We start from the raw sequence: 21,965 nt of genomic DNA on the forward strand, positions 1-21,965 counted from the left end.
TCCACCCGTAAAAGAAAAAGGACAAGGACAATGGCACAGGAAAAAAGAGGTTCTCGCGACGACCGCCAGAACCGTGAAGAACGCGATAGCGAATTCGTCGACAAGCTGGTCGCGATCAACCGCGTTGCAAAGGTTGTTAAGGGTGGCCGTCGCTTTGGCTTCGCCGCTCTCGTCGTCGTCGGCGACCAGAAGGGCCGCGTTGGCTTCGGTCACGGCAAGGCTCGCGAAGTTCCGGAAGCCATCCGTAAGGCAACCGAGAGCGCAAAGCGCGATCTGATCTTCGTTCCGCTGCGCGATGGCCGCACGCTGCATCACGACGTCAATGGCCGTCACGGCGCAGGCAAGGTTCTGCTGCGTTCGGCCAAGGCCGGTACCGGTATCATCGCCGGTGGTCCGATGCGCGCTGTTTTCGAAACGCTGGGCGTTCATGACGTTGTTGCCAAGTCGACCGGTTCTTCGAACCCGTACAACATGGTTCGCGCAACGTTCGACGCTCTGAAGCATCAGGTTCATCCTAAGGACATCGCTGCACAGCGTGGTCTCAAGTATGCGACCCTTCAGTCTCGTCGTGCCGCTTCCGGCAACGCTTCTGAAGAATAAGGAGCTGGATCATGGCCAAGAAGACTACTGAAGCCAAAAAGACTGTTACGGTCGAACAGATCGGCAGCCCTATCCGCCGCCCGGCAATCCAGCGTCAGACGCTGGTCGGTCTGGGTCTCAACAAGATGCACCGTCAGCGCACCCTGGAAGATACTCCTGCGGTTCGCGGCATGATCCGTGCGGTCCAGCATCTCGTTCGCGTCGTTGACGAGAAGTGAGACGGAGTAACCTATCATGAAACTCAATGAAATTAGAGACAACGAAGGCTCCACCAAGGACCGTATCCGCGTAGGTCGCGGTATCGGTTCCGGCAAGGGCAAGACCGGTGGTCGCGGTGTGAAGGGTCAGAAGGCTCGTTCGGGCGTCGCCATCAACGGTTTTGAAGGCGGTCAGATGCCAATCTACCGTCGTCTTCCGAAGCGCGGTTTCAACAACATTTTCGCTTCCGAATTTGCTGTTGTATCGCTCGGCCGCATTCAGACCGCCATCGACGCCAAGAAGCTCGACGCTTCCGCAACGATCGATGCTGCTGCTCTCAAGGCTGCTGGCGTTATCCGTCGCACCAAGGACGGCGTTCGCATTCTCGCTGACGGCGAACTGACGAGCAAGGTTGCTTTTGAAGTTGCCGGCGCTTCCAAGCCTGCACTCGAAAAGATTGAGAAGGCTGGCAGCTCTATCAAGCTTCTCGCAGTTGCAGCTGAAGCTTCCGAGTAATATATAGACTTCAGACGCCCGGGGCATAGTCGCTCCGGGCGTTTGCGCTCCCTGGCTTATGGTGCTCTCGATTTAAATCGATTTATTGTGGCATCATGGCAAACTCTTCGCGGTGCAGCTGTTATGCGCGCCACATGCGGCATAAAGTGCCGCAGGGAGAGCCTCACAGTTCTTGAACTTCCTTGAGGGAGGGGATAGGACATAAAAAAACAGGGTGAGGCATGATGGCGGCGCAACGCCGTGTTCGTCCGAAGCCCGTTTTTGAACCGGTATTTTTAGACCTTTCCGCATTGGCCGGTTTCGCTGGCCGGCAAGGGTCATTCGGAGAAATTTATGGCTTCAGCAGCGGAACAACTGGCTTCGAACCTGAATTTTTCGACCTTCGCTAAGGCGGAGGATCTGAAAAAGCGTCTCTGGTTTACTCTTGCCGCACTTCTCGTCTACCGTCTTGGTACCCACATTCCGCTTCCGGGTCTGAACCCAGAAGCCTATGCGCAGGCCTTCCGTGGCCAGGCCAACGGTATTCTCGGTCTTTTCAACATGTTTGCGGGTGGCGCAGTCGAGCGTATGGCGATCTTCGCCCTCGGCATCATGCCTTACATCTCCGCTTCGATCATCGTGCAGCTCATGACCTCGGTCGTGCCTTCGCTCGAGGCGTTGAAGAAGGAAGGCGAAGCCGGACGCAAGATTATCAACCAGTACACGCGCTACGGCACGGTACTGCTTGGCACCCTGCAGGCCTACGGCATCGCTGTCGGCCTTGAGAGCGGCAACGGCCTCGTGGTCGATCCTGGCCTGTTCTTCCGTATTTCCACCGTCATCACGCTGCTCGGCGGCACGATGTTCCTGATGTGGCTTGGCGAACAGATTACCTCGCGCGGCATCGGCAACGGTATTTCGCTCATCATCTTTGCCGGTATTGCCGCAGGTCTGCCCAAGGCGCTTGCCGGCACGCTGGAACTCGGCCGCACCGGTGCGCTGTCGACGACGCTCATCCTCATGGTCGTTATCGTGGCAATCGGCGTCATCGCGCTGATTGTTTTCGTGGAGCGCGCCCAGCGCCGTTTGCTGATACAATATCCGAAACGCCAGGTCGGCAACCGGATGTTCCAGGGCGATACCTCTCATCTGCCGCTGAAGCTCAACACGGCTGGCGTTATTCCCGCGATCTTCGCATCCTCGCTGCTGCTTCTGCCTGCGACGGCTGCCGGTTTTGCCGGAAACACCAACCTGCCGGGCTGGGCAACTTCGATCATCGCGTCGCTGCAGCATGGACAGCCGCTGTTCATGGCGCTCTACGGCCTGCTCATCGCGTTCTTTGCATTTTTCTACACGGCTATCGTCTTCAATCCGAAGGACACGGCCGATAACCTCAAGAAGCATGGCGGCTTTATTCCGGGCATTCGTCCGGGCGAGCGCACCGCGGAGTACATAGATTACGTTCTGACCCGTATCACGGTTGTCGGCGCTGTTTATCTTGTCTTCGTGTGTATCCTTCCTGAGACACTTATCGCACGTACGGGCATTCCATTAGCCCTTGGTGGTACTTCGCTTTTGATCGTTGTCAGTGTAACTCTGGACACGGTTGCGCAAATTCAGGGACACCTGATCGCGCAGCAGTATGAAGGACTGATCAAGAAGTCGAAGTTGCGTGGAGGAAAGAGGGGACGATGAGACTGATATTTTTAGGTCCGCCGGGTGCGGGCAAGGGAACCCAGGCCAAACGCCTGACTGACAAGTACGGGATCCCGCAGCTTTCCACCGGTGACATGCTTCGCGCTGCGGTTAGCGCGGGCACGGAAATAGGCAAGCGCGCCAAGGCCGTCATGGACGCCGGCGGGCTGGTTTCCGACGATATCGTCAATCAGATCGTTTCCGAACGCATCGAAGCTCCGGACTGTGCCAAGGGTTTCATTCTCGATGGCTATCCGCGCACCGTTCCGCAGGCCAAGGCGCTTGCCGAGAACATGCACAAGAAGAACGTTGCCCTCGATGCCGTCATAGAACTGAAGGTGGACGAGGAGGCGCTGATTCGCCGAATCGAAAATCGCGTTGCAGAGACCATTGCTGCGGGTGGCACGGTTCGTTCCGACGACAATCCGGAAGCCTTCCGCAAGCGGTTGACGGAGTATCGCGAGAAGACTGCGCCGCTGTCGCAATATTACAGCGAGCAGGGTGAACTTGTGACACTGGATGGCATGGCTGATGTCGATGCCGTCACCGCGGCCATCGAACGGGTTCTGGAAAAGGCCTCGGCCTGATGGTTGGAGCGGGATGGTGAAAACCGCAGGCGGTTTTCCCGGCAAATCCTGTGCTCCTGATACGGCGTATCCTTTGGATCGCAAAAGAATCTTGGCGGAGCCGGTTGCTTTTTAGCGCTGATTCCGTTAAACACCGCGCCAACTCGCGACATCCCAAGCGACTGGCGCGGATTTCCCTTAAGGGAGGGAAATCCGGGTTCGGTCGTTTTGACTTGTCACGGACATCAATTTTGAACTGGCGGTCGTGTCGGCCGCTCGAATGGAATCACCACTTGCCGGATGGCAACTGGAACCAAGGAGAAAAGACGTGGCACGTATCGCTGGCGTCAACATCCCGACTGCAAAGCGCGTTGTTATTGCGCTGACGTATATTCACGGGATTGGTCCGAAATTCGCGCAGGAAATCATGGACAAGGTCGGTCTTCCGGCTGACAAGCGCGTTCATCAGCTTACGGATGCTGAAGTTCTTCAGATCCGCGAAGCCATCGACCGCGACTATCAGGTCGAAGGCGATCTTCGTCGCGAGACCTCGATGAACATCAAGCGTCTGATGGACCTCGGCTGCTACCGCGGCCTGCGTCACCGTCGTGGCCTTCCGGTCCGCGGTCAGCGCACGCACACCAACGCCCGCACCCGTAAGGGTCCGGCGAAGGCTATCGCTGGTAAGAAGAAGTAATTTTCCGGTTCTCCGGAAAGGAGAGGCTGGTGCGGTCTGCGCCAGCCTTTCTGAGTTTGGCGTGAAGCTCGGAAACGGGTCGATCGCCGGTGTAGCCGCTGGTGTTACGGCGGTGAAGAGATCAATGAAAGGTATAAAATGGCCAAGGAAGCCGCACGCGTTCGCCGTCGCGAACGTAAAAATATCACGTCGGGCGTCGCGCATGTCAACTCGACCTTCAACAACACGATGATCACCATCACCGACGCACAGGGCAATGCTATTGCCTGGTCGTCTGCTGGTGCCAAGGGCTTCAAGGGTTCGCGCAAGTCGACCCCGTTTGCTGCCCAGATCGCTGCTGAAGATTGCGCGAAGAAGGCTCAGGAACACGGCATGAAGTCGCTTGAAGTTGAAGTTTGCGGTCCGGGTTCCGGCCGTGAATCGGCACTTCGCGCTCTGCAGGCTGCCGGTTTCATGATCACTTCCATTCGCGACGTGACGCCGATCCCGCACAACGGTTGCCGTCCGCGCAAGAAGCGCCGCGTCTGACGCGACCGTGGTTCGGAAATTCCGCCTTTCCTTCGGTCTGGCGGAATTTTCGTGTATCTGGCGTGTGCGCGTCGATTTCGATCGACGGACTTGCGCTCAAGAACCCACTGATGAACCGCGGAATTAGGTTCCTCTCAGTGTTTTCATGCTCGGTCCGTCACGATTGGATGGTGGCGGCGAACGGAAGGTTTAAAGATGATTCAGAAGAACTGGCAGGAACTTATCAAGCCGAACAAGGTCGAGTTCACCTCGTCCAGCCGCACCAAGGCAACGCTCGTTGCCGAGCCGCTGGAGCGTGGTTTCGGTCTTACCCTCGGCAACGCGCTGCGTCGCGTTCTGTTGTCTTCTCTGCGTGGTGCCGCTGTTACGGCCGTGCAGATCGACGGTGTCCTGCACGAATTCTCCTCCATCCCCGGCGTTCGGGAAGATGTGACGGATATCGTGCTCAACATCAAGGAAATCGCCATCAAGATGGATGGTGACGATTCCAAGCGCATGGTCGTGCGCAAGCAGGGTCCGGGTTCGGTAACCGCTGGTGACATCCAGACGGTTGGCGACATCGAGATCCTGAACCCCGACCACGTGATCTGCACGCTGGACGAAGGCGCTGAAATCCGCATGGAATTCACCGTCAACAACGGCAAGGGTTACGTACCGGCTGAGCGCAACCGCGCGGAAGATGCCCCGATTGGCCTCATTCCGGTGGACAGCCTGTATTCTCCGGTCAAGAAAGTGTCCTACAAGGTGGAAAACACCCGTGAAGGTCAGGTTCTCGACTATGACAAGCTGATCATGACGATCGAGACCAACGGTTCGGTTTCCGGCGAAGACGCCGTTGCCTTCGCCGCTCGCATTCTTCAGGACCAGCTCGGCGTCTTCGTCAACTTCGACGAGCCGCAGAAGGAAGCAGAAGAAGAATCGGTTACCGAACTCGCGTTCAACCCGGCGCTTCTCAAGAAGGTCGACGAGCTGGAACTGTCCGTTCGTTCGGCAAACTGCCTGAAGAACGACAACATCGTCTATATCGGCGACCTGATCCAGAAGACCGAAGCCGAAATGCTTCGCACGCCGAACTTTGGTCGCAAGTCGCTGAACGAAATCAAGGAAGTTCTCGCTTCCATGGGTCTGCACCTCGGTATGGAAGTACCGGCATGGCCGCCTGAGAACATCGAAGATCTCGCCAAGCGTTACGAAGACCAATACTAACAAACAAGAAGGCAGACCTTAAAGACTGCCTTTCCCCGTCAAACAGCAGATAAGTCATCTGCATGTGCCAGGAAACGGCAGGCCTTAGAGAAGGCATCTGCGTAGAAGGAGAATAGCAATGCGCCACGGTAATTCAGGCCGCAAGCTCAATAGAACCGCCAGCCACCGCAAGGCAATGTTTGCCAACATGGCTGCTTCGCTCATCACCCATGAGCAGATCGTCACCACCCTTCCTAAGGCGAAGGAAATCCGTCCGATCGTCGAGCGTCTCGTGACGCTTGGCAAGCGCGGCGACCTGCACGCTCGTCGTCAGGCGATCTCGCAGATCAAGGATCAGGACGCTGTTCGCAAGCTGTTCGACGCAATCGCTTCGCGTTACGCAACCCGCAACGGCGGCTACCTGCGCATCATGAAGGCTGGCTTCCGCCAGGGCGACAACGCGGCTCTGGCCGTTGTTGAATTCGTCGAGCGTGACGTTGACGCCAAGGGCGCAGCCGACAAGGCTCGCGTTGCTGCGGAAGCTGATGCTGCCGAAGCTGCGTAAGGTCTGACGCCGTTCAGGCGTCGTGAATTAAAAAGCCGGGTGAGAAATCACCCGGCTTTTTTATTTTCCAAAAGAATAGTCATGAACGACGCAGATAGTAACCGTCAGTGCCGTCGTCACCTTCGATCAACTCGACTGTCCGATTGAGAAGCCATCTAGTTCCCTTACCTTCGGCACCAAATTCAGCATTGGATGTGTTCCAAAGATCTCCAATCAAGCTATCTGAAACATCAGAGCGCAACAGGGATGCAAGGAATGTATTGAGCTCGTTTCGCTCCTTTTTGGTTAAGTGATACAAACCTAAAAGTAAGACGCCATCCAAGCTTTCGAACATTTCGAAGTCTTGGATCATATAGCCTGTAAATTTCAGGAATACGGGCGCGGGTGTAATGGTCTTTTTCACAATATCGGCGTTCCGATGGTAAGCTGTATCAACATAGAAGCCATTAGGGCGGCTGGCGTCGTGAACGATAAATACGCCAACTTCGGTATTTTCGCTTGTCTTGTATATCGCCCGGTAGATTTTTTGGCAGGATTTACAAGTTATTGCTCTCTATCGGCTCGATGTCCTGCAATCGTATTTTTTAACGATGCTTGGAAAGCGCTCGCTTCACTCTGGAACGTGGATGCGGGCCTTGATGTGCTTGAGTTGCGCGACAATCATAAACGTCATGATGACCAGCAGCGACCACGAACTCCACTTGCCGATATGCACCACGGACCAGGCGCCGATCTGATCGGGATATTTCCAGATACCGAAGAATGTGGAGATGTTTTCCGCCAGCCAGACGAAAAACCCTATCAGGACGAAGGAGAGAAGCAGCGGCATCTTTCGATCCCGATCATAGGGACGGTAGACCACCGTTGCGCGGGAATAGAGGCCGATGGCGCAGGCGGCGATGTACCAGCGGTAGTCACCGATAAAGTGGTGGGTGAAGAAGTTGGCGTAGATGGCGATGCCGATCAGCGTTGCCATCCAATAGGTGGGATAATTGCGAATGCGCACATCCAGCAGGCGCCACGCCTGGATGATGTAGCTGCCGACGGCGGCGTACATGAAGCCGGAAAAGAGCGGCACGCCGAGGACCTTGCTATAGGCGAAGTCGGGGTAGGACCAGGACTGGATAGCGCTTGACGTCTTGAACACCTCAAGCGCGAAGCCGACGATATGGAACAGCAGGATGGCCTTGGCCTCGTCAAGCGTTTCCAGCCTGCTCCAGATCATGAAGAACTGGATGCCGAGCGCGACGATCAGCAGCACGTCATAACGCGGAATGCCAAATACCCCACCATGCGGCACCACGAAGATGGAAATGAAGAACAATCCCGCAAACAGGCAGGCACGGGCTTCCTTGATGCCGAAATAGAGAAATTCGATGACAAAGCGCCTGATGCCCTTGAGTTCGCCCCAAGGATAGGTATCGCACAGAAGATTGTCCAAAACCGAGAGGCGGGTTGCGGCTGGGCCTGTTGCTGTGCTCATGTTCGCGCCTCGATTTGTATCCGTTAAATTTTCATACGAAAACCGGAAGGAACTCGCATGGGTCCGTCACGCCTTTCCCCGCCTTATTTTGCCCGCATCCGGCTTTTGGCGGCGGCCATGATTGTGATCATTGGCGGTCTTTGCTTGCGGGCGTTCGGCTACGAGGTGGGATTGCCGTTCGTGGCGGTAAAATATGGCGGATCCGTGCTCTGGGGGGCGATGGTCTATCTGCTGCTGGCGGCCATCCTTCCGTCCCGCTGGTACGGTTACGAGGTTCACATCGCCGTCATCGCCGTCGTCGTCGTGGAATTGATTCGGCTCGTTCATTTCCCGGCGCTGGACGCGTTTCGCGCAACGGCGGCCGGAGCTTTGCTGCTCGGCCGCGTTTTCTCGGTGTGGAATATCGTCTGTTATGTCGGCGGGATCGCGGTGGCGTCCTTTACGTCCGGACGGGGCTTGCGCGCCTTGCCCTCTTCGCCGCCATGATCGAGGGCCGCACCAGCCGATACCCGAGCAACACCACCATCGTACTGATATAAAACACCGGCTCGAGCGTGATCGATTTTCGCGCCAACACGAAATGCAGTACGCCGACGATGAGAACGAGATAGACGAGCTTGTGCAGCGTGTTCCAGCGGCTGCCGAGCTTGCGGATCGACCAGCGGTTGGAGGTGAGCGCGAGCGGCAGCAGCATGACGAGCCCCGCCATGCCGAACATGATATAGGGCCGCTTGAGAATATCAGCGGCGATGGAGCTGAAGACCAGGCCGCGGTCCAGAACCAGATAGACGCTGAAATGTGCCAGCACGTAATAGAAGGCGATCAGTCCCAACGCCCGGCGATAGGCGATGAGGTTTATGTTGAAGAGATCGCGCAGCGGCGTCACCAGCAGGCCTAGGCACAGAAAGCGCAGGGCCCAGATGCCGAGCAGGTGCTCGAAATCCTTGACTGGGTTGAAGCCGAGGCCGCCGGTTGCGGCGAGGTAAAAATACCAGAGGCCGGGACAGAGGCCGATGACATAAAGCGACCAGATGGCTGCCGGCTGGTAACGCTTCGGCAGTGAGGGAAGCGAAAAGGCGAGGGCCATGATCAGTAATTCGCCTTTAGATCGAGGCCGGTATAGAGGCTTGCCACCTCGTCATAGCCGTTGAACATCAGGGTAGGGCGGTTCTGGGTGCCGAAAAAGCCGCCTTCGCCGATTCGCTGTTCCGTCGCCTGGCTCCAGCGCGGATGGTCCACATGCGGATTGACGTTGGAATAGAAACCGTATTCGCGGGCGTTGGAGTTTTTCCACGTCGTTTCCGGCTGTTTCTCGACAAGCGAAATACGGACGATGGATTTGATGCCCTTGAAGCCGTATTTCCAGGGAACGACGAGGCGAATGGGCGCGCCATTCTGGTTCGGCAGGGTTTCGCCGTATAGTCCGACGGCAAGAATGGTCAGAGGATGGCGGGCCTCATCTAGGCGCAGACCCTCGACATAGGGCCAGGACAGAGGCTGGAACAGGCCGCTCTGGCCCGGCATTTCCTCCGGCCGCACCACGGTTTCGAAGGACACGTATTTCGCGCTGCCGAGTGGCTCCACCTTGTCGAGAAGTGCGGCGAGAGGGAAACCGATCCACGGAATGACCATCGACCAGCCCTCGACGCAGCGCATGCGATAGGTGCGCTCCTCTAGCTGATATTTCATCAGCTCTTCGATGCCGAATTCCTGCGGTTTGGAGACAAGGCCATCCACTTTTACCGTCCAGGGGGTGGGCTTGAACTTGCCGGAATTTTCCTTCGGGTCGGATTTGCCCACTCCGAACTCATAGAAATTATTGTAGCTGGTGACGGCATCGAGCGGGGTGAGCTTCTCATCCAGCTTGTAGGCGCCTGCTTTGGCAGCAAGCGGAGTGGCGACAGCCTCGCGGCCGGAAAGCCCGATTGCCGCAAGCCCCGCCGCGGTGCCCAGGAAGCCGCGTCTCGAGAGGTAGATATTCTTCGGCGTGATTTCTCGTGCCGGGATGAGGGGCGGACGATAGGCGGGCATTTCAACCTCCACAAAAGCCGGGTGCATCGGCGATAAATCGATTATGATAGGCTATACGGCCGCTGCACAGATATGTTTCAGCACTCTGCGCAAAAACAGCGGCCGGGCGGCAAAAATCGCGCATTTGTGATGACAGGCCGCGCGAATTGCAACATTCAAACCGGGCGTACCGTACCGAACCGTACTGTTTTGCCCGAAGGTGACAGTGACAGGGCTTACGGTTTGCGCTAGAAAAACCGCAAAATAGGGCGAGGGCATTTTGACCGCGGTGCGGTAATGCGCTCTTCTGCCCAAGAGATCGAGGAAAATACCATGCCAGTCTATCGCTCCAGAACGACAACCCACGGCCGCAACATGGCGGGCGCGCGCGGCCTATGGCGCGCCACCGGCATGAAGGACAGCGATTTCGGCAAGCCCATCATCGCGGTGGTCAATTCCTTCACGCAGTTTGTGCCGGGCCATGTGCATCTGAAGGATCTCGGCCAGCTCGTTGCGCGTGAAATCGAAGCGGCCGGTGGCGTTGCCAAGGAATTCAACACCATCGCTGTCGATGACGGCATCGCCATGGGACATGACGGCATGCTTTATTCGCTGCCGTCGCGCGAAATCATCGCTGACTCGGTCGAATACATGGTCAATGCCCATTGCGCCGACGCGATGGTTTGCATCTCCAACTGCGACAAGATCACCCCCGGCATGCTGAATGCGGCGATGCGCCTCAACATTCCCGCCGTATTCGTTTCCGGTGGTCCGATGGAAGCGGGCAAGGTCGTTCTGCATGGCAAGACGGTCGCACTCGATCTGGTTGACGCCATGGTCGCAGCTGCCGATGACAAGATTTCCGATGAGGACGTCAAGATCATCGAGCGTTCCGCTTGCCCGACCTGCGGTTCCTGTTCCGGCATGTTCACTGCCAATTCCATGAACTGTCTGACCGAGGCGCTCGGCCTGTCATTGCCCGGCAATGGCTCGACGCTTGCCACCCATTCGGACCGCAAACGCCTGTTCGTCGAGGCCGGTCACCTGATCGTCGATCTGGCGCGCCGTTATTACGAGCAGGACGACGAGACCGTTCTGCCGCGCACCATTGCCAACAAGGCTGCGTTTGAAAACGCCATGTCGCTGGATATCGCCATGGGCGGTTCCACCAACACGGTGCTGCATATTCTGGCGGCAGCGCATGAGGGCGGTGTCGATTTCGGCATGGAAGACATCGACCGTCTTTCCCGCAAGGTTCCCTGCCTTTCCAAGGTCGCGCCTGCCAAGCAGGACGTGCACATGGAGGACGTTCACCGCGCTGGCGGCATCATGCGCATTCTCGGTGAGCTGGATCGTGGCGGTCTCCTCAATCGCGATACCTACACGGTGCACGAGGCGACGTTGGGCGACGCCATCGACCGTTGGGACATCACCCGCACCAACAGCGAAACCGTGCGGCAGTTCTTCAAGGCTGCCCCCGGCGGCGTGCCGACGCAGGTGGCCTTCAGCCAGTCGTCGCGCTGGGACGATCTGGATACGGACGGTGAAAACGGCGTTATCCGCTCGGTTGAAAAGCCTTTCTCCAAGGATGGCGGTCTGGCCGTGCTTTATGGCAACATCGCTCTTGATGGCTGCATCGTGAAGACGGCGGGTGTCGACGAATCCATCCTGAAATTCAGCGGTCCGGCGGTTGTTTACGAAAGCCAAGACGCGGCGGTGAAGGGTATTCTTTCCAACGAGGTCAAGGCAGGTGATGTCGTCGTCATTCGTTACGAAGGACCGAAGGGCGGCCCCGGAATGCAGGAAATGCTCTATCCGACCAGCTACCTCAAGTCCAAGGGCCTCGGCAAAGCCTGCGCGCTGATCACCGACGGACGTTTTTCGGGCGGCACATCCGGCCTGTCCATCGGCCATGCCTCGCCGGAAGCGGCGCAGGGCGGCGCTATCGGCCTCGTGCGTCAGGGCGACTTGATCGAGATCGATATTCCCAACCGCACGATCAACCTCAAAGTTACGGATGCGGAACTGGCAGCCCGCCGCGCCGAGCAGGATCAGCTCGGCTGGAAGCCTGCGGAGTTCCGCAAGCGCAACGTCACGACAGCGCTGAAGGCCTATGCGGCTTTTGCGTCCAGTGCCGACAAGGGTGCTGTTCGGATTTTGCCGGAGTAATCTGGCGGGCAGGGTCCTACATTGCAGGCAGCCTGAGCCGCTCTTCTGAGCGGCTTTTTCTTGTTCTGACCCAGATTACGCGCGTCGTTAAGAAACAGATTCAATTGCCTCAGAGCTTGATTCTCCAAGCTCGCGCAACACGCTGTTTCTGCACCGCAAATTCTAAACCATCCGGCCGTCCACCCTCCATGCCAGCAGTCACATTGGAGTGATGTTCCGTCACTTGCCCTTTTCCAACGCGCCGCGATGCCTAACTTCAGCATCATGAAAAGACGAACCGCACTCGGCCTTATCGCATCCCTGCCTTTCGCCCGCCTTGCCCACGGGCAAACACCCGGCAACGGCGCCCGCTTCAGTCCATTGCTCAACGAGGCGGATGGGCTTTCGAGCCTGAAAGCCGTCATCGTCAGTATTGACGGCGAGGAGGTGGCCAGCCGTGCCTATCACGGCGCCAGCCTTATGGGTTCCACCAACATCAAGTCGGCCTCGAAATCGGTCATTTCCGCGCTGGTCGGCATGGCGATCGACCGCAAGATATTGGCAGGGGCGGATCAGCCGATTGCCACGATCCTGCGCAGCGATTTTCCGCCGAACCCCGATGCGCGTCTGGAAAGGGTAACCATCGGCAACCTGCTTTCCATGCAGTCCGGTCTGGAAAGAATGTCCGGCCCGAACTACGGCCGCTGGGTCGCCAGCCGCAACTGGGTGCGAATGGCGCTGGGGTCGGGTTTTGCCGGAGAGCCGGGCGGTGGCATGCTTTACTCCACCGGTTCCACGCATCTGCTTTCGGCGATTTTGACCAAGGCATCCGGCCGTTCGACGCTGTCGCTGGCGCGCGACTGGTTCCGGCCGCTGGAGGGCTTCTCAATCGGCGGCTGGGAGCGCGACCCGCAGGGCATCTATCTCGGCGGCAACCAGATGGCGATGACGGCGCGGTCGCTGCTGGCTTTCGGCGAGCTTTACCGGCTGGGCGGGGTAACGCCAGGCGGCGAGCGTTTGATTTCGCAGAGCTGGATCGATCAATCCTGGCAACAACGCACCAATTCCGTCTTCAACGGCGACGGTTACGGCTATTGCTGGTTCATCAAGGAGATGGCGGGAGAGACGGTTTATTATGCCTGGGGCTACGGCGGGCAGATGCTCTATATCGTCCCCACCAAACGGCTTTCGGTGGTTATGACGTCCCGTGAGGATGCGCCTTCGGCGAGAACCGGTTATCGCGACCAATTGCATGGGTTGATGGAGAATATCATTCGCGTTGCGTGAAAATCAGAGCGGTCTGTTTATGCTCTGGAAAGCTTCCCCGAGCCGCTTCATGCGCTCCTCATAGGCACTTGTAATGCAGGCGACATCCGCATTGCATTCCTGGCGTTTTTTCAACCATTGGCTCTGTTCTTCGCGCAAGGTGTCGCGTGCGCCCATCGCCATCAGTTGTGTCAGGATGTCGAAGGTGGTGACCATCTTCACGTCCTGATCGTTGAGGGCGCGGTTGTCGCAGATCGCCTTTTCATCCGCAGCCAGATCCGGCTTCGTGCAATCGAAGCTGGCGGCGTTGGCGGGCGAACCCAGTGAAGCGCAGGCGAGGAGGATGCCGGAGGCAAGGATTGTCTGTTTCATGTGCATGGGTCGTCTCATTTTGAGGACAGGCTCGTGTGGGTGAAACCGAAATGGGGTGCTGTTGGTTCCACCCGCACAAGCCGGTCATCGCATGAAAAAGATCGGCCATCATCTTGCCGCGCTTTGCTTTATAGGCTTTCACGTTATAACTCCATCATACTGATGAGGATGAGGAATCACATGCAGAGCGTGCTGAAGTATCTGTCCACCGGCTTTCTTGCGGCGCTGCTTCTCGTTCCGGTCGGAGCGCAGGCGCAGGACAACAAGACCGTGCCCGCAAGCCACACGGAAATGCAGCTTTCCTTCGCGCCGCTGGTCAAGCGTACCGCGGGCGCTGTGGTGAATGTCTATGCCGAACGCATCGTGCAGCGGCGCTCGTCGCCCTTCGCCGGCGACCCGTTCTTCGAACAGTTCTTCGGCCAGCAGATGCCGAACCGCACGGAGAAACAGTCCTCGCTCGGATCGGGTGTGATCGTGACGGCCGGCGGCCTCGTGGTGACCAACAATCACGTCATCGATGGCGCCGACGACATCAAGGTGGCTCTGGCGGATGGGCGTGAATTCTCCTCCAAGGTGCTGCTGAAGGACGACCGGGTCGATCTTGCCATTCTGCAGATCGACGCGAAGGAACAGTTTCCGGTGCTTTCGCTTGGCAATTCGGATGCCATTGAAGTCGGCGATCTCGTGCTTGCCATCGGCAACCCCTTCGGTGTCGGCCAGACGGTAACAAGCGGCATCGTCTCGGGGCTGGCGCGCAACCAGGTGACGCAGGGCGATTTCGGCTTCTTCATCCAGACCGACGCCTCCATCAACCCCGGCAATTCCGGCGGCGCGCTGATGAACATGGCGGGTGAGTTGATCGGCATCAATACTGCCATCTTCTCCAAGGGCGGCGGGTCGAACGGCATCGGTTTTGCCATTCCCGCCAATCTGGTCCGCGTTTTCGTTGCCGCCGCCGAGCGTGGCGACGCGAACTTCCAGCGGCCCTATATCGGCGCGACCTTCGATCCTGTCACCTCCGATGTCGCCGAGGCGCTTGGCCTGCACCGCGCGCGCGGTGCGCTCGTTGTCAGCGTCGTCAAGGGCGGCCCGGCGGAGAAAGCTGGCATCGAGCCGGGGCAGGTCGTAACGGCGGTCAACGGTTTGGAGGTGGAGCATCCCGATGCACTCGGTTATCGCCTCACGACGGCTGGCATCGGCAAGTCCGCCGAATTGACGCTGGTGGAGAAGGGCAAAGAGAAGAAGGTGACCATTGCGCTCGACACGGCGCCGGAAACCGCGCCGCGTGACGAACGGCTGCTGGAGGGACGCAATCCCCTGGCGGGCGCGACTGTCGCCAATCTCTCGCCGAAGCTTGCGGATGAACTGCGCATGCCTTCGCAGGTGACCGGCGTCGTCGTCACCGATGTGAAGCGCGGTTCGCCGGCCTATCGGGTCGGTTTCCAGCCGAAGGACGTCATCCTATCGCTGAATGGCTCGGATATCGGCTCCACGGCTGCGGTCGAAAAGGCGCTGGACGACAATCCCGGCTTCTGGCGGGTGGAAATCCTGCGTGACGGTCAACGTATCCGGCAGTTCCTGCGATGAGCGATGACCTCTTTGCTCCACAGGTGCCTGTCGAGGTCGCCAACCGGCGGCCTCTTGCCGACCGCCTGCGTCCGAAGACGCTGGCGGAGGTGACCGGGCAGCCGCATCTGACGGGTGAAGAGGGCGTGCTGCGCCGTATGATCGATAGCGGCTCACTCGGATCGATGATCTTCTGGGGACCGCCCGGCACCGGCAAGACGACGGTCGCGCGTTTGCTTTCGGGCGAGGCCGGGCTGGCTTTCGAACAGATTTCGGCGATCTTTTCCGGTGTTGCCGATCTCAAGAAGGTCTTCGAGGCAGCACGCACACGCCGGATGAACGGCCGGCAGACGCTGCTTTTTGTTGATGAGATCCATCGTTTCAACCGTGCCCAGCAGGACAGCTTCCTGCCGGTCATGGAAGACGGCACCATCATTCTTGTGGGTGCAACCACCGAAAACCCGTCCTTTGAACTGAATGCCGCTCTTTTGTCGCGGGCGCGTGTCCTCACGTTCGGTTCGCATGACGAAGAGAGCCTGGGCGAGCTTTTGAAGCGCGCCGAAGAGGCGGAGGGCAAGCCTCTGCCGCTGACCGAGGAGGCGCGTGTCAGCCTGATCCGGATGGCCGATGGCGATGGCCGCGCCGTGCTGACGCTTGCCGAAGAGGTCTGGCGTGCGGCGCGCAAGGACGAGACTTTCGATACCGAAGGGCTGACGCGCATCGTGCAGCGGCGCGCGCCGGTTTACGACAAGGGACAGGACGGCCACTACAATCTGATTTCCGCGCTGCATAAATCGGTGCGCGGTTCGGACCCGGATGCGGCGCTTTATTATCTCTGCCGCATGTTCGATGCCGGCGAAGACCCGCTCTTTATCGGGAGGCGGCTGGTGCGCATGGCGGTGGAGGATATCGGCCTTGCCGATCCGCAGGCGCTTGCCGTCTGCAATGCCGCCAAGGACGCCTATGATTATCTGGGTTCACCGGAAGGCGAACTGGCGCTGGCGCAGGCCTGCGTCTATCTCGCCACCGCGCCGAAATCGAATGCCGTTTATACAGCCTTCAAATCGGCGATGCGGGCGGCCAAGGAAAACGGCTCGCTGGTGCCGCCAAAACATATTCTGAACGCGCCGACAAAGCTGATGAAGGGCGAGGGTTATGGTGACGGTTACCGTTACGACCATGACGAGCCGGATGCCTTTTCGGGACAGGACTATTTTCCGGAAAAAATGGGGCGCAAGACGTTTTACGATCCGCCCGACAGGGGTTTCGAGCGGGACATCCGCAAGCGTCTCGACTGGTGGGCGAAGCTGCGCCGCGAGCGCGGTTCGCGTTAAAAAGCTTTCTTCACAAAAAGAATCAGGCGCTTGCCAAAGTGAGTCGTAAAACCGCGCCATCCAACTGTTTCCAAAGGGAAATCAGGATGCCTTCCGGTGTTGCATGACCTGCGACGGCGCAGGCAGCATCTTGACCGAGGATTCCGCCAGACCGCTATGCCCTTCGGCATCGATCACCAGATGCCAGTGCAAGGTCTCGGGAATGCTGATGCGGATCGGCGATTTTTTCGCGACGCCGCCGAGATATTTGAAATCGAGCAATTCTGTGAAACGCTGGAAATTTGCGCCTGTCATCAGCCGTACATTGTTGACGGCCGAAAGGGACACCTCAATGGTCGTCCCAGCCCGCAATTCCTTCAGGTCATAGTGTGTAAAGCGGAAATTCGGCCGTGACATTGCGCGTCTCCCTGTACCTGTATTTTGGCAAAAGAGGATAGGACGTCAGGGTTAACGAGCTCTTTAAAACGGCAGCACCGTGTAGAATTTCGGGTCGCTGCGCCGGCTTTGAAGGGCCGTGGAGAGTATTGGCGGGTTGGGAGGAGGAGGTCTGGAATAATACTAACGTATAATAAGCGTATTCAGTTATAATAAATTTTTTAACTCTAACGTACGCCGGTCGAAGTGCCGTCAGCGGCGTTGGGGGGAATATGAAAAACGTCACGATATCTATGCGCCTTTATGCGCTCGTTGCATTGTTTCTGGCAATATTGACTGCGGCACTTACATTCAGCCTGTTCGAGACTTTTCATGAGATGGAACGCGAGCGTAAAGCGGGACTCGCATCCATGAACGAAACGGCTGTCGCCATTCTTGAGCAATATTACCGGCTGGAGCAGGGTGGCACCCTGACGCGTGAGGCTGCGCAGCAACAAGCCAAGACCACGATTGCGGCGATGCGCTATGGCAACGGCAGCGGCTATTTTTGGATCAACGACATGCATCCCAAGATGGTGATGCATCCGATCAAGCCCGAGATGAACGGCAGCGATCTCACTGCCAACAAGGATCCGAACGGCAAGGCGCTGTTCGTCGAATTCGTCAATACGGTGAAGGCGGGCGGCCAGGGCTTTGTCGATTATTATTGGCCCAAGCCCGGCGCGCCGGACCCAGTCGAGAAATTTTCCCATGTCGCCGGTTTCGCGCCCTGGGGATGGATTGTCGGCACTGGCGTTTATGTCGACGATCTTGAGGCGGTTTTCTGGAGCAACGCCTATTTCAACATTGCAGTGTGTGTTCTGTCCGGCCTTCTGGTGATCGGCGTGGCTGCAGCCGTCGTGCGCAGCGTGACACGGCCTATCGATCGCATCCGGCAGAGTATGAAGCGGATCGCTGATGGTGACGGCGAGGCTGAAATTGAATTCGCCGACCGTCGCAACGAAATCGGCGCCATTGCAAAGACGTTGCTGGTGCTGCGTGACAGCGTCAACGAGCGCAGCGCCTTGCAGGCCCGCGAGGCGGGGCAGCAGCGGGCGCTGGAGGAGGCGCGGCATGGCAACGAGATGGCGTTGCGCTCCGCATCCGAGCGTCAGGCTCATGCCATGAACGAGCTCGGCAGTTCGCTGGAAGCACTCGCCAATGGCGATCTGACCGTCGAGCTTGCCGATATCGGCGGCGAATATGAAAAGCTGCGCATGGATTTCAACCGCGCCGTCGGCGCGCTGCATGGGGCGATCGAGGCGATCGCCAGAACCGGCCATGTCGTCAACGATAGCGCATCTGACATCAGCGGTGCGACCGGCAATCTTTCGCGCCGGACAGAGCAGCAGGCAGCGGCGCTGGAGGAGACGGCGGCGGCTCTTGACGAAATCACCGCGACGGTGCGCACCGCTTCCGAACGGGCGAACGAGGCCCGGCAAATGGTGCAGGATACAAAAACGAGTGCAGGCCGCTCGGGCGAGATCGTGCGCAATGCCGTCGATGCTATGGGCCGTATTGAGGAATCTTCGCGGCGCATCGGGCAAATCATTTCCGTCATCGACGAAATCGCGTTCCAGACCAACCTTCTGGCGCTGAATGCCGGTGTCGAGGCCGCAAGGGCAGGCGAAGCGGGACGCGGTTTTGCCGTGGTGGCGCAGGAGGTTCGCGAACTCGCGCAACGCTCTGCCAATGCTGCCAAGGAGATCAAGACCCTTATCAATCGTTCCGCGGAAGAGGTCGGCGGCGGTGTCGCACTCGTTCGCTCCACGGGCGATGCGCTGGATGAGATCGTGACGCTGGTCAACCGGGTCGACGGCCACGTCAATTCCATCGCCACGGCGGCACGGGAACAGGCCACCGGCCTGCAGGAGATCAACACCTCCGTCAACCACATGGACCAGATGACCCAGCAGAACGCCGCCATGGTGGAAGAGACGACGGCGGCCAGCCAGACGCTGGCCGAAGAAAGCCGGCAGCTCCGCGCGCTGCTGTCCCGTTTCGAACTCGGGCATGGGGCAGGGCGCGAGGTTTCGCGGGCGGCTTGATTTTTATCCGCTTGAGATAGTTTACAGGGCGCGGCTTTGGCTGCGCCCTTTCTGTTTCGAGGAAGTGAGACAACCTCTCCTCCGTCGTGCCGGACCCGTGGTGTGTCTGCATCGTGAGAGGCGTTGGTTTGCGGAGCTTTGCTGACACCTTTGGTATGATTTCGCTCGAGGCTTCCGCATTTCTCGCTTCACGGAACAGCCCGGTTCGTTATTTCTCCCAACCAATAAGGATTCGTTTACCCCGTTTCTTTAAAATTTACCTGTATTGCCGCGGGTAGCGGCCGCTGAAGGTACAGGTTCTCGTATGGCGTATGTTTCCCTTCCGCGTCGTCTTGTGACGTTGTTGATGATTTCCACGGTCATGGTGTCGTGTTCGGCGGAGGGCCTTGTGCCGCCGGCCGAGGTTGACGGCACGACACGTGTCGGCGCCATCCGGTCGTCGCGGCAGCAAGGCTACAGCGCGCCGCCGGGTGCGGTCTATCAGGCCGAGCGGACCGGGCAGGCCACCAATTATCCCGCAGCCGTGTCGCAGCCGATGCCGGAGTCTTATGCCTCGCAGGATCCCCTGCTGCAATCGCCACAGCGCGGCCAGGGCTATTCCACGCTGGATGGCCAGCATCAGGCGCGGATGGCCGCGAACGGCCAAAGTATGGCCTCCCCAGCCATGCCCAACCAGCAGAGCGCCGCAAATCAGATCGCCGAAGGCGAGGGCGGGGTGAACATGGATTTCATGCTGGGCGTGGAGCCGGTTCGCGGACTTGCGGAAGAGCAGGATGCCGATATTGCCGAAGGCGCTTCCGCCCAGCCGGTGGTGGACGGCATCGGCACCGACAATCCGGTTGCCGTTTCTCCGGCTCGCCGGCAACAAAGTGCGGGTCAGTCGCGGTTGATACCGCCACCGCCGCCGGGGTCTTCTTCCCGCCGCCAGCCGGTGGAGGAGGTCGCCATGCTGATGCCCAATGATCCGATGGCCCGCGACGGACTGCAAAGCAACCGCTCGGCCATGCCGCCCGGCGTCATGCCATCCTCGGAAGTGGCCTGTCGCTCCGAGCTGCGCCGTCTCGGCGTCGCCTTCCGCGACGTTGCGCGCATTGCAGATGGACCGACCTGCGGTATCGACTATCCGATCGAACTCAGCGGGCTTGCCAGCGGCGTTGCCATCCGCCCGGCAGTGAAGCTCAATTGCCAGGTCACGCTTGCCTTCGCCAAATGGGTAAAGTTCGAACTCGTGCCGTCCTCCCGCTTCCGTTACCTCTCAGGCGTCGGGCGCATCACGCCCATGGGCGGTTATTCCTGCCGCAAGATGAATTCGCGCTCCAGCAATCCATGGTCCGAACATGCGCGCGGCAACGCCATCGATATCGGCACCATAACGCTGAACAACGGCAAGGAGATCGACGTCCGCAGCAAGAACTTCTTCGCCTTCCGGGAAAAGGCGCTGCTGAAGGCAGTGAGGTCCGATAGCTGCAAATATTTCTCCACGGTTCTCGGGCCGGGCAGCGATCCCAACCACTGGAACCATTTCCACTTCGACCTGCGCACCCGCAAGTCCGGTTACAGGCATTGCGATTAGGGGGCGACGAGACGACACGGTGGTGCATGACGATAGGCGTGAGGCATTAGTTGTGGTGCGTCATATCGACCCGTAACTTCCCGTCCGTCCCGGCGCTACCCGGAATGACGGAGTGGGGATGTGGCCACATTACAATTTGGGCCTGTTGGGTTTGGTGCTAGCCGCCCAAAAAAAGACCGGCCCTAAGGCCGGTTGAAGAAGACTGCCTAAATCGGGGGATATCGGCGTCTTTGCAAGGGCATGTAATGGGAAGAAATCCCATAAAACGGTCCATACGGTGCGGATATCCGGCAAAAAACATCGCGCCGTACTGACCTGCGGCCAACATGGCTTGCCGCCCTTTTCTGATACGCTATGAGCGTCACATGTTTGTGACAACGGCCCGCTGGAGCCTGCTTTCATGCCCCCTGTTTCAGAGATACTGATCTTTGCTTCGGCGCTTGCGGCCGCGGGCGTGGTCGCTGGACTTCTGGCGGGGCTGTTCGGCATTGGCGGCGGTGCTGTGCTGGTGCCGGTGTTCTACCATGTGTTCGGGCTTTTGGATGTTCCGGAGGCGGTGCGCATGCATCTGTCGCTTGGCACTTCGCTTGCCATCATCGTGCCGACCTCCATTCGTTCCTTCCTGACGCATCGCCAGAAAGGTGCCGTTGATATCGATCTCCTGAAGGGCTGGATCGTCGCCGTGCCGCTCGGCACCATCCTCGCATCTGTGGTGGCTGCGCATGCCTCGAGCGTCGCCCTGCGGCTGATCTTCGCTTTCATTGCGCTTGCGCTCGCCTTCCGGATGATCTTCAACCGGGCGAGCTGGCATCTCGGTTCAGACCTGCCGAAAAACCCGGTCCGCTTTCTGGTCGGCACCGGCATCGGCCTTCTGTCTGGCCTGATGGGTGTGGGCGGTGGGGTGATGAACAATACTTTCATGACGCTTTACGGACGCACCATCCATCAGGCGGTTGCCACATCCTCCGGTGTCGGAGTGCTTATTTCGCTGCCGGGTCTCCTCGGCTATATCTGGGCCGGCTGGGGTGATGCAGGTCTGCCGCCTTTTTCCACCGGCTTCATCAACTGGATCGCCGTCGCGCTGCTGATCCCCATCACGCTTGTCGTCGCGCCCTATGGCGCGCGGCTGGCCCATGCACTCAGCAAGAAGCAGCTGGAGCGGGCCTTCGGGGTGTTTCTGGTCTTCGTCGCGGCCCAGTTTTTCTACAGCGTCTACAGCTGA

General features: G+C 58.7%; 23 protein-coding genes. 17 read left to right on the top strand and 6 right to left on the bottom strand.

Features of this window, described 5'->3' with window-relative positions; genetic code table 11:
• The first annotated feature begins 30 nt into the window (after window positions 1–30).
• From rpsE to rplQ, 9 genes are all read left to right on the top strand, one after another.
• A complete protein-coding gene (rpsE, locus tag ACQZ5Y_RS12415) occupies window positions 31–600 on the top strand; it encodes a 30S ribosomal protein S5 (protein ID WP_003516126.1) in 570 nt (189 codons plus the stop codon).
• An 11-nt stretch (window positions 601–611) separates the two neighbouring features.
• Complete coding sequence (gene rpmD, locus ACQZ5Y_RS12420) at window positions 612–818, top strand: 50S ribosomal protein L30 (RefSeq protein ID WP_003495212.1); 207 nt, start codon at window positions 612–614, stop codon at window positions 816–818.
• A 16-nt stretch (window positions 819–834) separates the two neighbouring features.
• On the top strand, window positions 835–1,314 hold the full coding sequence (rplO, locus tag ACQZ5Y_RS12425) for a 50S ribosomal protein L15 (protein ID WP_003516125.1): 480 nt from the start codon (window positions 835–837) through the stop codon (window positions 1,312–1,314).
• 333 nt (window positions 1,315–1,647) lie between these two features.
• Complete coding sequence (gene secY / locus ACQZ5Y_RS12430) at window positions 1,648–2,988, top strand: preprotein translocase subunit SecY (protein WP_003516124.1); 1,341 nt, start codon at window positions 1,648–1,650, stop codon at window positions 2,986–2,988.
• Window positions 2,985–3,575: an adenylate kinase gene (locus ACQZ5Y_RS12435; protein WP_003516123.1), complete on the top strand. Its 591-nt coding sequence runs from the start codon at window positions 2,985–2,987 to the stop codon at window positions 3,573–3,575. The genes secY and ACQZ5Y_RS12435 overlap by 4 nt, the downstream gene beginning before the upstream one ends.
• A gap of 307 nt (window positions 3,576–3,882) precedes the next feature.
• Window positions 3,883–4,251, top strand: a complete 369-nt coding sequence (gene rpsM / locus ACQZ5Y_RS12440; protein ID WP_003516122.1) for a 30S ribosomal protein S13 — start codon at window positions 3,883–3,885, stop codon at window positions 4,249–4,251.
• Between the two features lie 138 nt (window positions 4,252–4,389).
• On the top strand, window positions 4,390–4,779 hold the full coding sequence (gene rpsK, locus ACQZ5Y_RS12445; protein WP_003495225.1) for a 30S ribosomal protein S11: 390 nt from the start codon (window positions 4,390–4,392) through the stop codon (window positions 4,777–4,779).
• Window positions 4,780–4,974: 195 nt separating this feature from the next.
• Window positions 4,975–5,985, top strand: a complete 1,011-nt coding sequence (locus tag ACQZ5Y_RS12450; RefSeq protein WP_003516121.1) for a DNA-directed RNA polymerase subunit alpha — start codon at window positions 4,975–4,977, stop codon at window positions 5,983–5,985.
• A 118-nt stretch (window positions 5,986–6,103) separates the two neighbouring features.
• Window positions 6,104–6,529 carry a 50S ribosomal protein L17 gene (gene rplQ, locus ACQZ5Y_RS12455; RefSeq protein WP_174059882.1) on the top strand — a complete coding sequence of 142 codons (426 nt, stop codon included), beginning with the start codon at window positions 6,104–6,106 and terminating at the stop codon, window positions 6,527–6,529.
• A 79-nt stretch (window positions 6,530–6,608) separates the two neighbouring features.
• Here rplQ and ACQZ5Y_RS12460 read toward each other — a convergent pair whose 3' ends face one another.
• Together ACQZ5Y_RS12460 and ACQZ5Y_RS12465 are read right to left on the bottom strand one after the other, a co-directional pair.
• Entirely contained in the window at window positions 6,609–6,932 is a 324-nt protein-coding gene (locus ACQZ5Y_RS12460; RefSeq protein ID WP_336509973.1) for a hypothetical protein, read from the bottom strand.
• A gap of 207 nt (window positions 6,933–7,139) precedes the next feature.
• Window positions 7,140–8,012: a DUF817 domain-containing protein gene (locus ACQZ5Y_RS12465; protein ID WP_174049702.1), complete on the bottom strand. Its 873-nt coding sequence runs from the start codon at window positions 8,010–8,012 to the stop codon at window positions 7,140–7,142.
• A 57-nt stretch (window positions 8,013–8,069) separates the two neighbouring features.
• Between ACQZ5Y_RS12465 and ACQZ5Y_RS12470 the strand changes: the two genes are divergently transcribed.
• Window positions 8,070–8,498 (top strand): ribosomal maturation YjgA family protein, encoded by a 429-nt coding sequence (locus tag ACQZ5Y_RS12470; protein ID WP_174049700.1) that lies wholly within the window; start codon window positions 8,070–8,072, stop codon window positions 8,496–8,498.
• Here the strand turns inward: ACQZ5Y_RS12470 and msrQ are convergent.
• Together msrQ and msrP are read right to left on the bottom strand one after the other, a co-directional pair.
• Window positions 8,452–9,099, bottom strand: coding sequence for a protein-methionine-sulfoxide reductase heme-binding subunit MsrQ (gene msrQ / locus ACQZ5Y_RS12475; RefSeq protein ID WP_003516113.1), 648 nt, complete (start codon window positions 9,097–9,099; stop codon window positions 8,452–8,454). The two genes, ACQZ5Y_RS12470 and msrQ, sit on opposite strands and share 47 nt — an antisense overlap.
• A 2-nt stretch (window positions 9,100–9,101) precedes the next feature.
• Window positions 9,102–10,043 (bottom strand): protein-methionine-sulfoxide reductase catalytic subunit MsrP, encoded by a 942-nt coding sequence (msrP, locus tag ACQZ5Y_RS12480; RefSeq protein ID WP_025593942.1) that lies wholly within the window; start codon window positions 10,041–10,043, stop codon window positions 9,102–9,104.
• Between the two features lie 312 nt (window positions 10,044–10,355).
• Here msrP and ilvD point away from each other — a divergent pair, with 312 nt between their 5' ends.
• Both ilvD and ACQZ5Y_RS12490 read left to right on the top strand, forming a co-directional pair.
• Window positions 10,356–12,191: a dihydroxy-acid dehydratase gene (ilvD, locus tag ACQZ5Y_RS12485; protein ID WP_013636431.1), complete on the top strand. Its 1,836-nt coding sequence runs from the start codon at window positions 10,356–10,358 to the stop codon at window positions 12,189–12,191.
• A 264-nt stretch (window positions 12,192–12,455) separates the two neighbouring features.
• A complete protein-coding gene (locus ACQZ5Y_RS12490) occupies window positions 12,456–13,457 on the top strand; it encodes a serine hydrolase domain-containing protein (protein WP_112752539.1) in 1,002 nt (333 codons plus the stop codon).
• 3 nt (window positions 13,458–13,460) lie between these two features.
• Here the strand turns inward: ACQZ5Y_RS12490 and ACQZ5Y_RS12495 are convergent, their stop codons facing one another.
• The gene (locus ACQZ5Y_RS12495; protein WP_019567060.1) at window positions 13,461–13,814 is read right to left on the bottom strand and encodes a lysozyme inhibitor LprI family protein; all 354 of its coding nucleotides are present in this window, start codon (window positions 13,812–13,814) and stop codon (window positions 13,461–13,463) included.
• 174 nt (window positions 13,815–13,988) lie between these two features.
• Between ACQZ5Y_RS12495 and ACQZ5Y_RS12500 the strand changes: the two genes are divergently transcribed.
• The gene (locus ACQZ5Y_RS12500) at window positions 13,989–15,395 is read left to right on the top strand and encodes a DegQ family serine endoprotease (protein WP_003516104.1); all 1,407 of its coding nucleotides are present in this window, start codon (window positions 13,989–13,991) and stop codon (window positions 15,393–15,395) included.
• Entirely contained in the window at window positions 15,392–16,708 is a 1,317-nt protein-coding gene (locus ACQZ5Y_RS12505) for a replication-associated recombination protein A (protein ID WP_019567062.1), read from the top strand. Before ACQZ5Y_RS12500 ends, ACQZ5Y_RS12505 begins: the two co-directional genes overlap by 4 nt.
• An 81-nt stretch (window positions 16,709–16,789) precedes the next feature.
• Here ACQZ5Y_RS12505 and ACQZ5Y_RS12510 read toward each other — a convergent pair whose 3' ends face one another.
• Entirely contained in the window at window positions 16,790–17,104 is a 315-nt protein-coding gene (locus ACQZ5Y_RS12510; protein ID WP_003516101.1) for a DUF1883 domain-containing protein, read from the bottom strand.
• 251 nt (window positions 17,105–17,355) lie between these two features.
• On the opposite strand from ACQZ5Y_RS12510, the gene ACQZ5Y_RS12515 reads away from it, so the two are divergent.
• The 3 genes from ACQZ5Y_RS12515 (at window position 17,356) to ACQZ5Y_RS12525 (ending at window position 21,965) form a co-directional block, all read left to right on the top strand.
• Window positions 17,356–19,170, top strand: a complete 1,815-nt coding sequence (locus ACQZ5Y_RS12515; protein WP_013636425.1) for a methyl-accepting chemotaxis protein — start codon at window positions 17,356–17,358, stop codon at window positions 19,168–19,170.
• A 304-nt stretch (window positions 19,171–19,474) separates the two neighbouring features.
• Window positions 19,475–20,743, top strand: a complete 1,269-nt coding sequence (locus tag ACQZ5Y_RS12520) for an extensin-like domain-containing protein (protein WP_174049698.1) — start codon at window positions 19,475–19,477, stop codon at window positions 20,741–20,743.
• A 400-nt stretch (window positions 20,744–21,143) separates the two neighbouring features.
• On the top strand, window positions 21,144–21,965 hold the full coding sequence (locus ACQZ5Y_RS12525; RefSeq protein WP_013636424.1) for a sulfite exporter TauE/SafE family protein: 822 nt from the start codon (window positions 21,144–21,146) through the stop codon (window positions 21,963–21,965).

The sequence above is a fragment of the Agrobacterium sp. A3-95 genome (assembly GCF_053521785.1).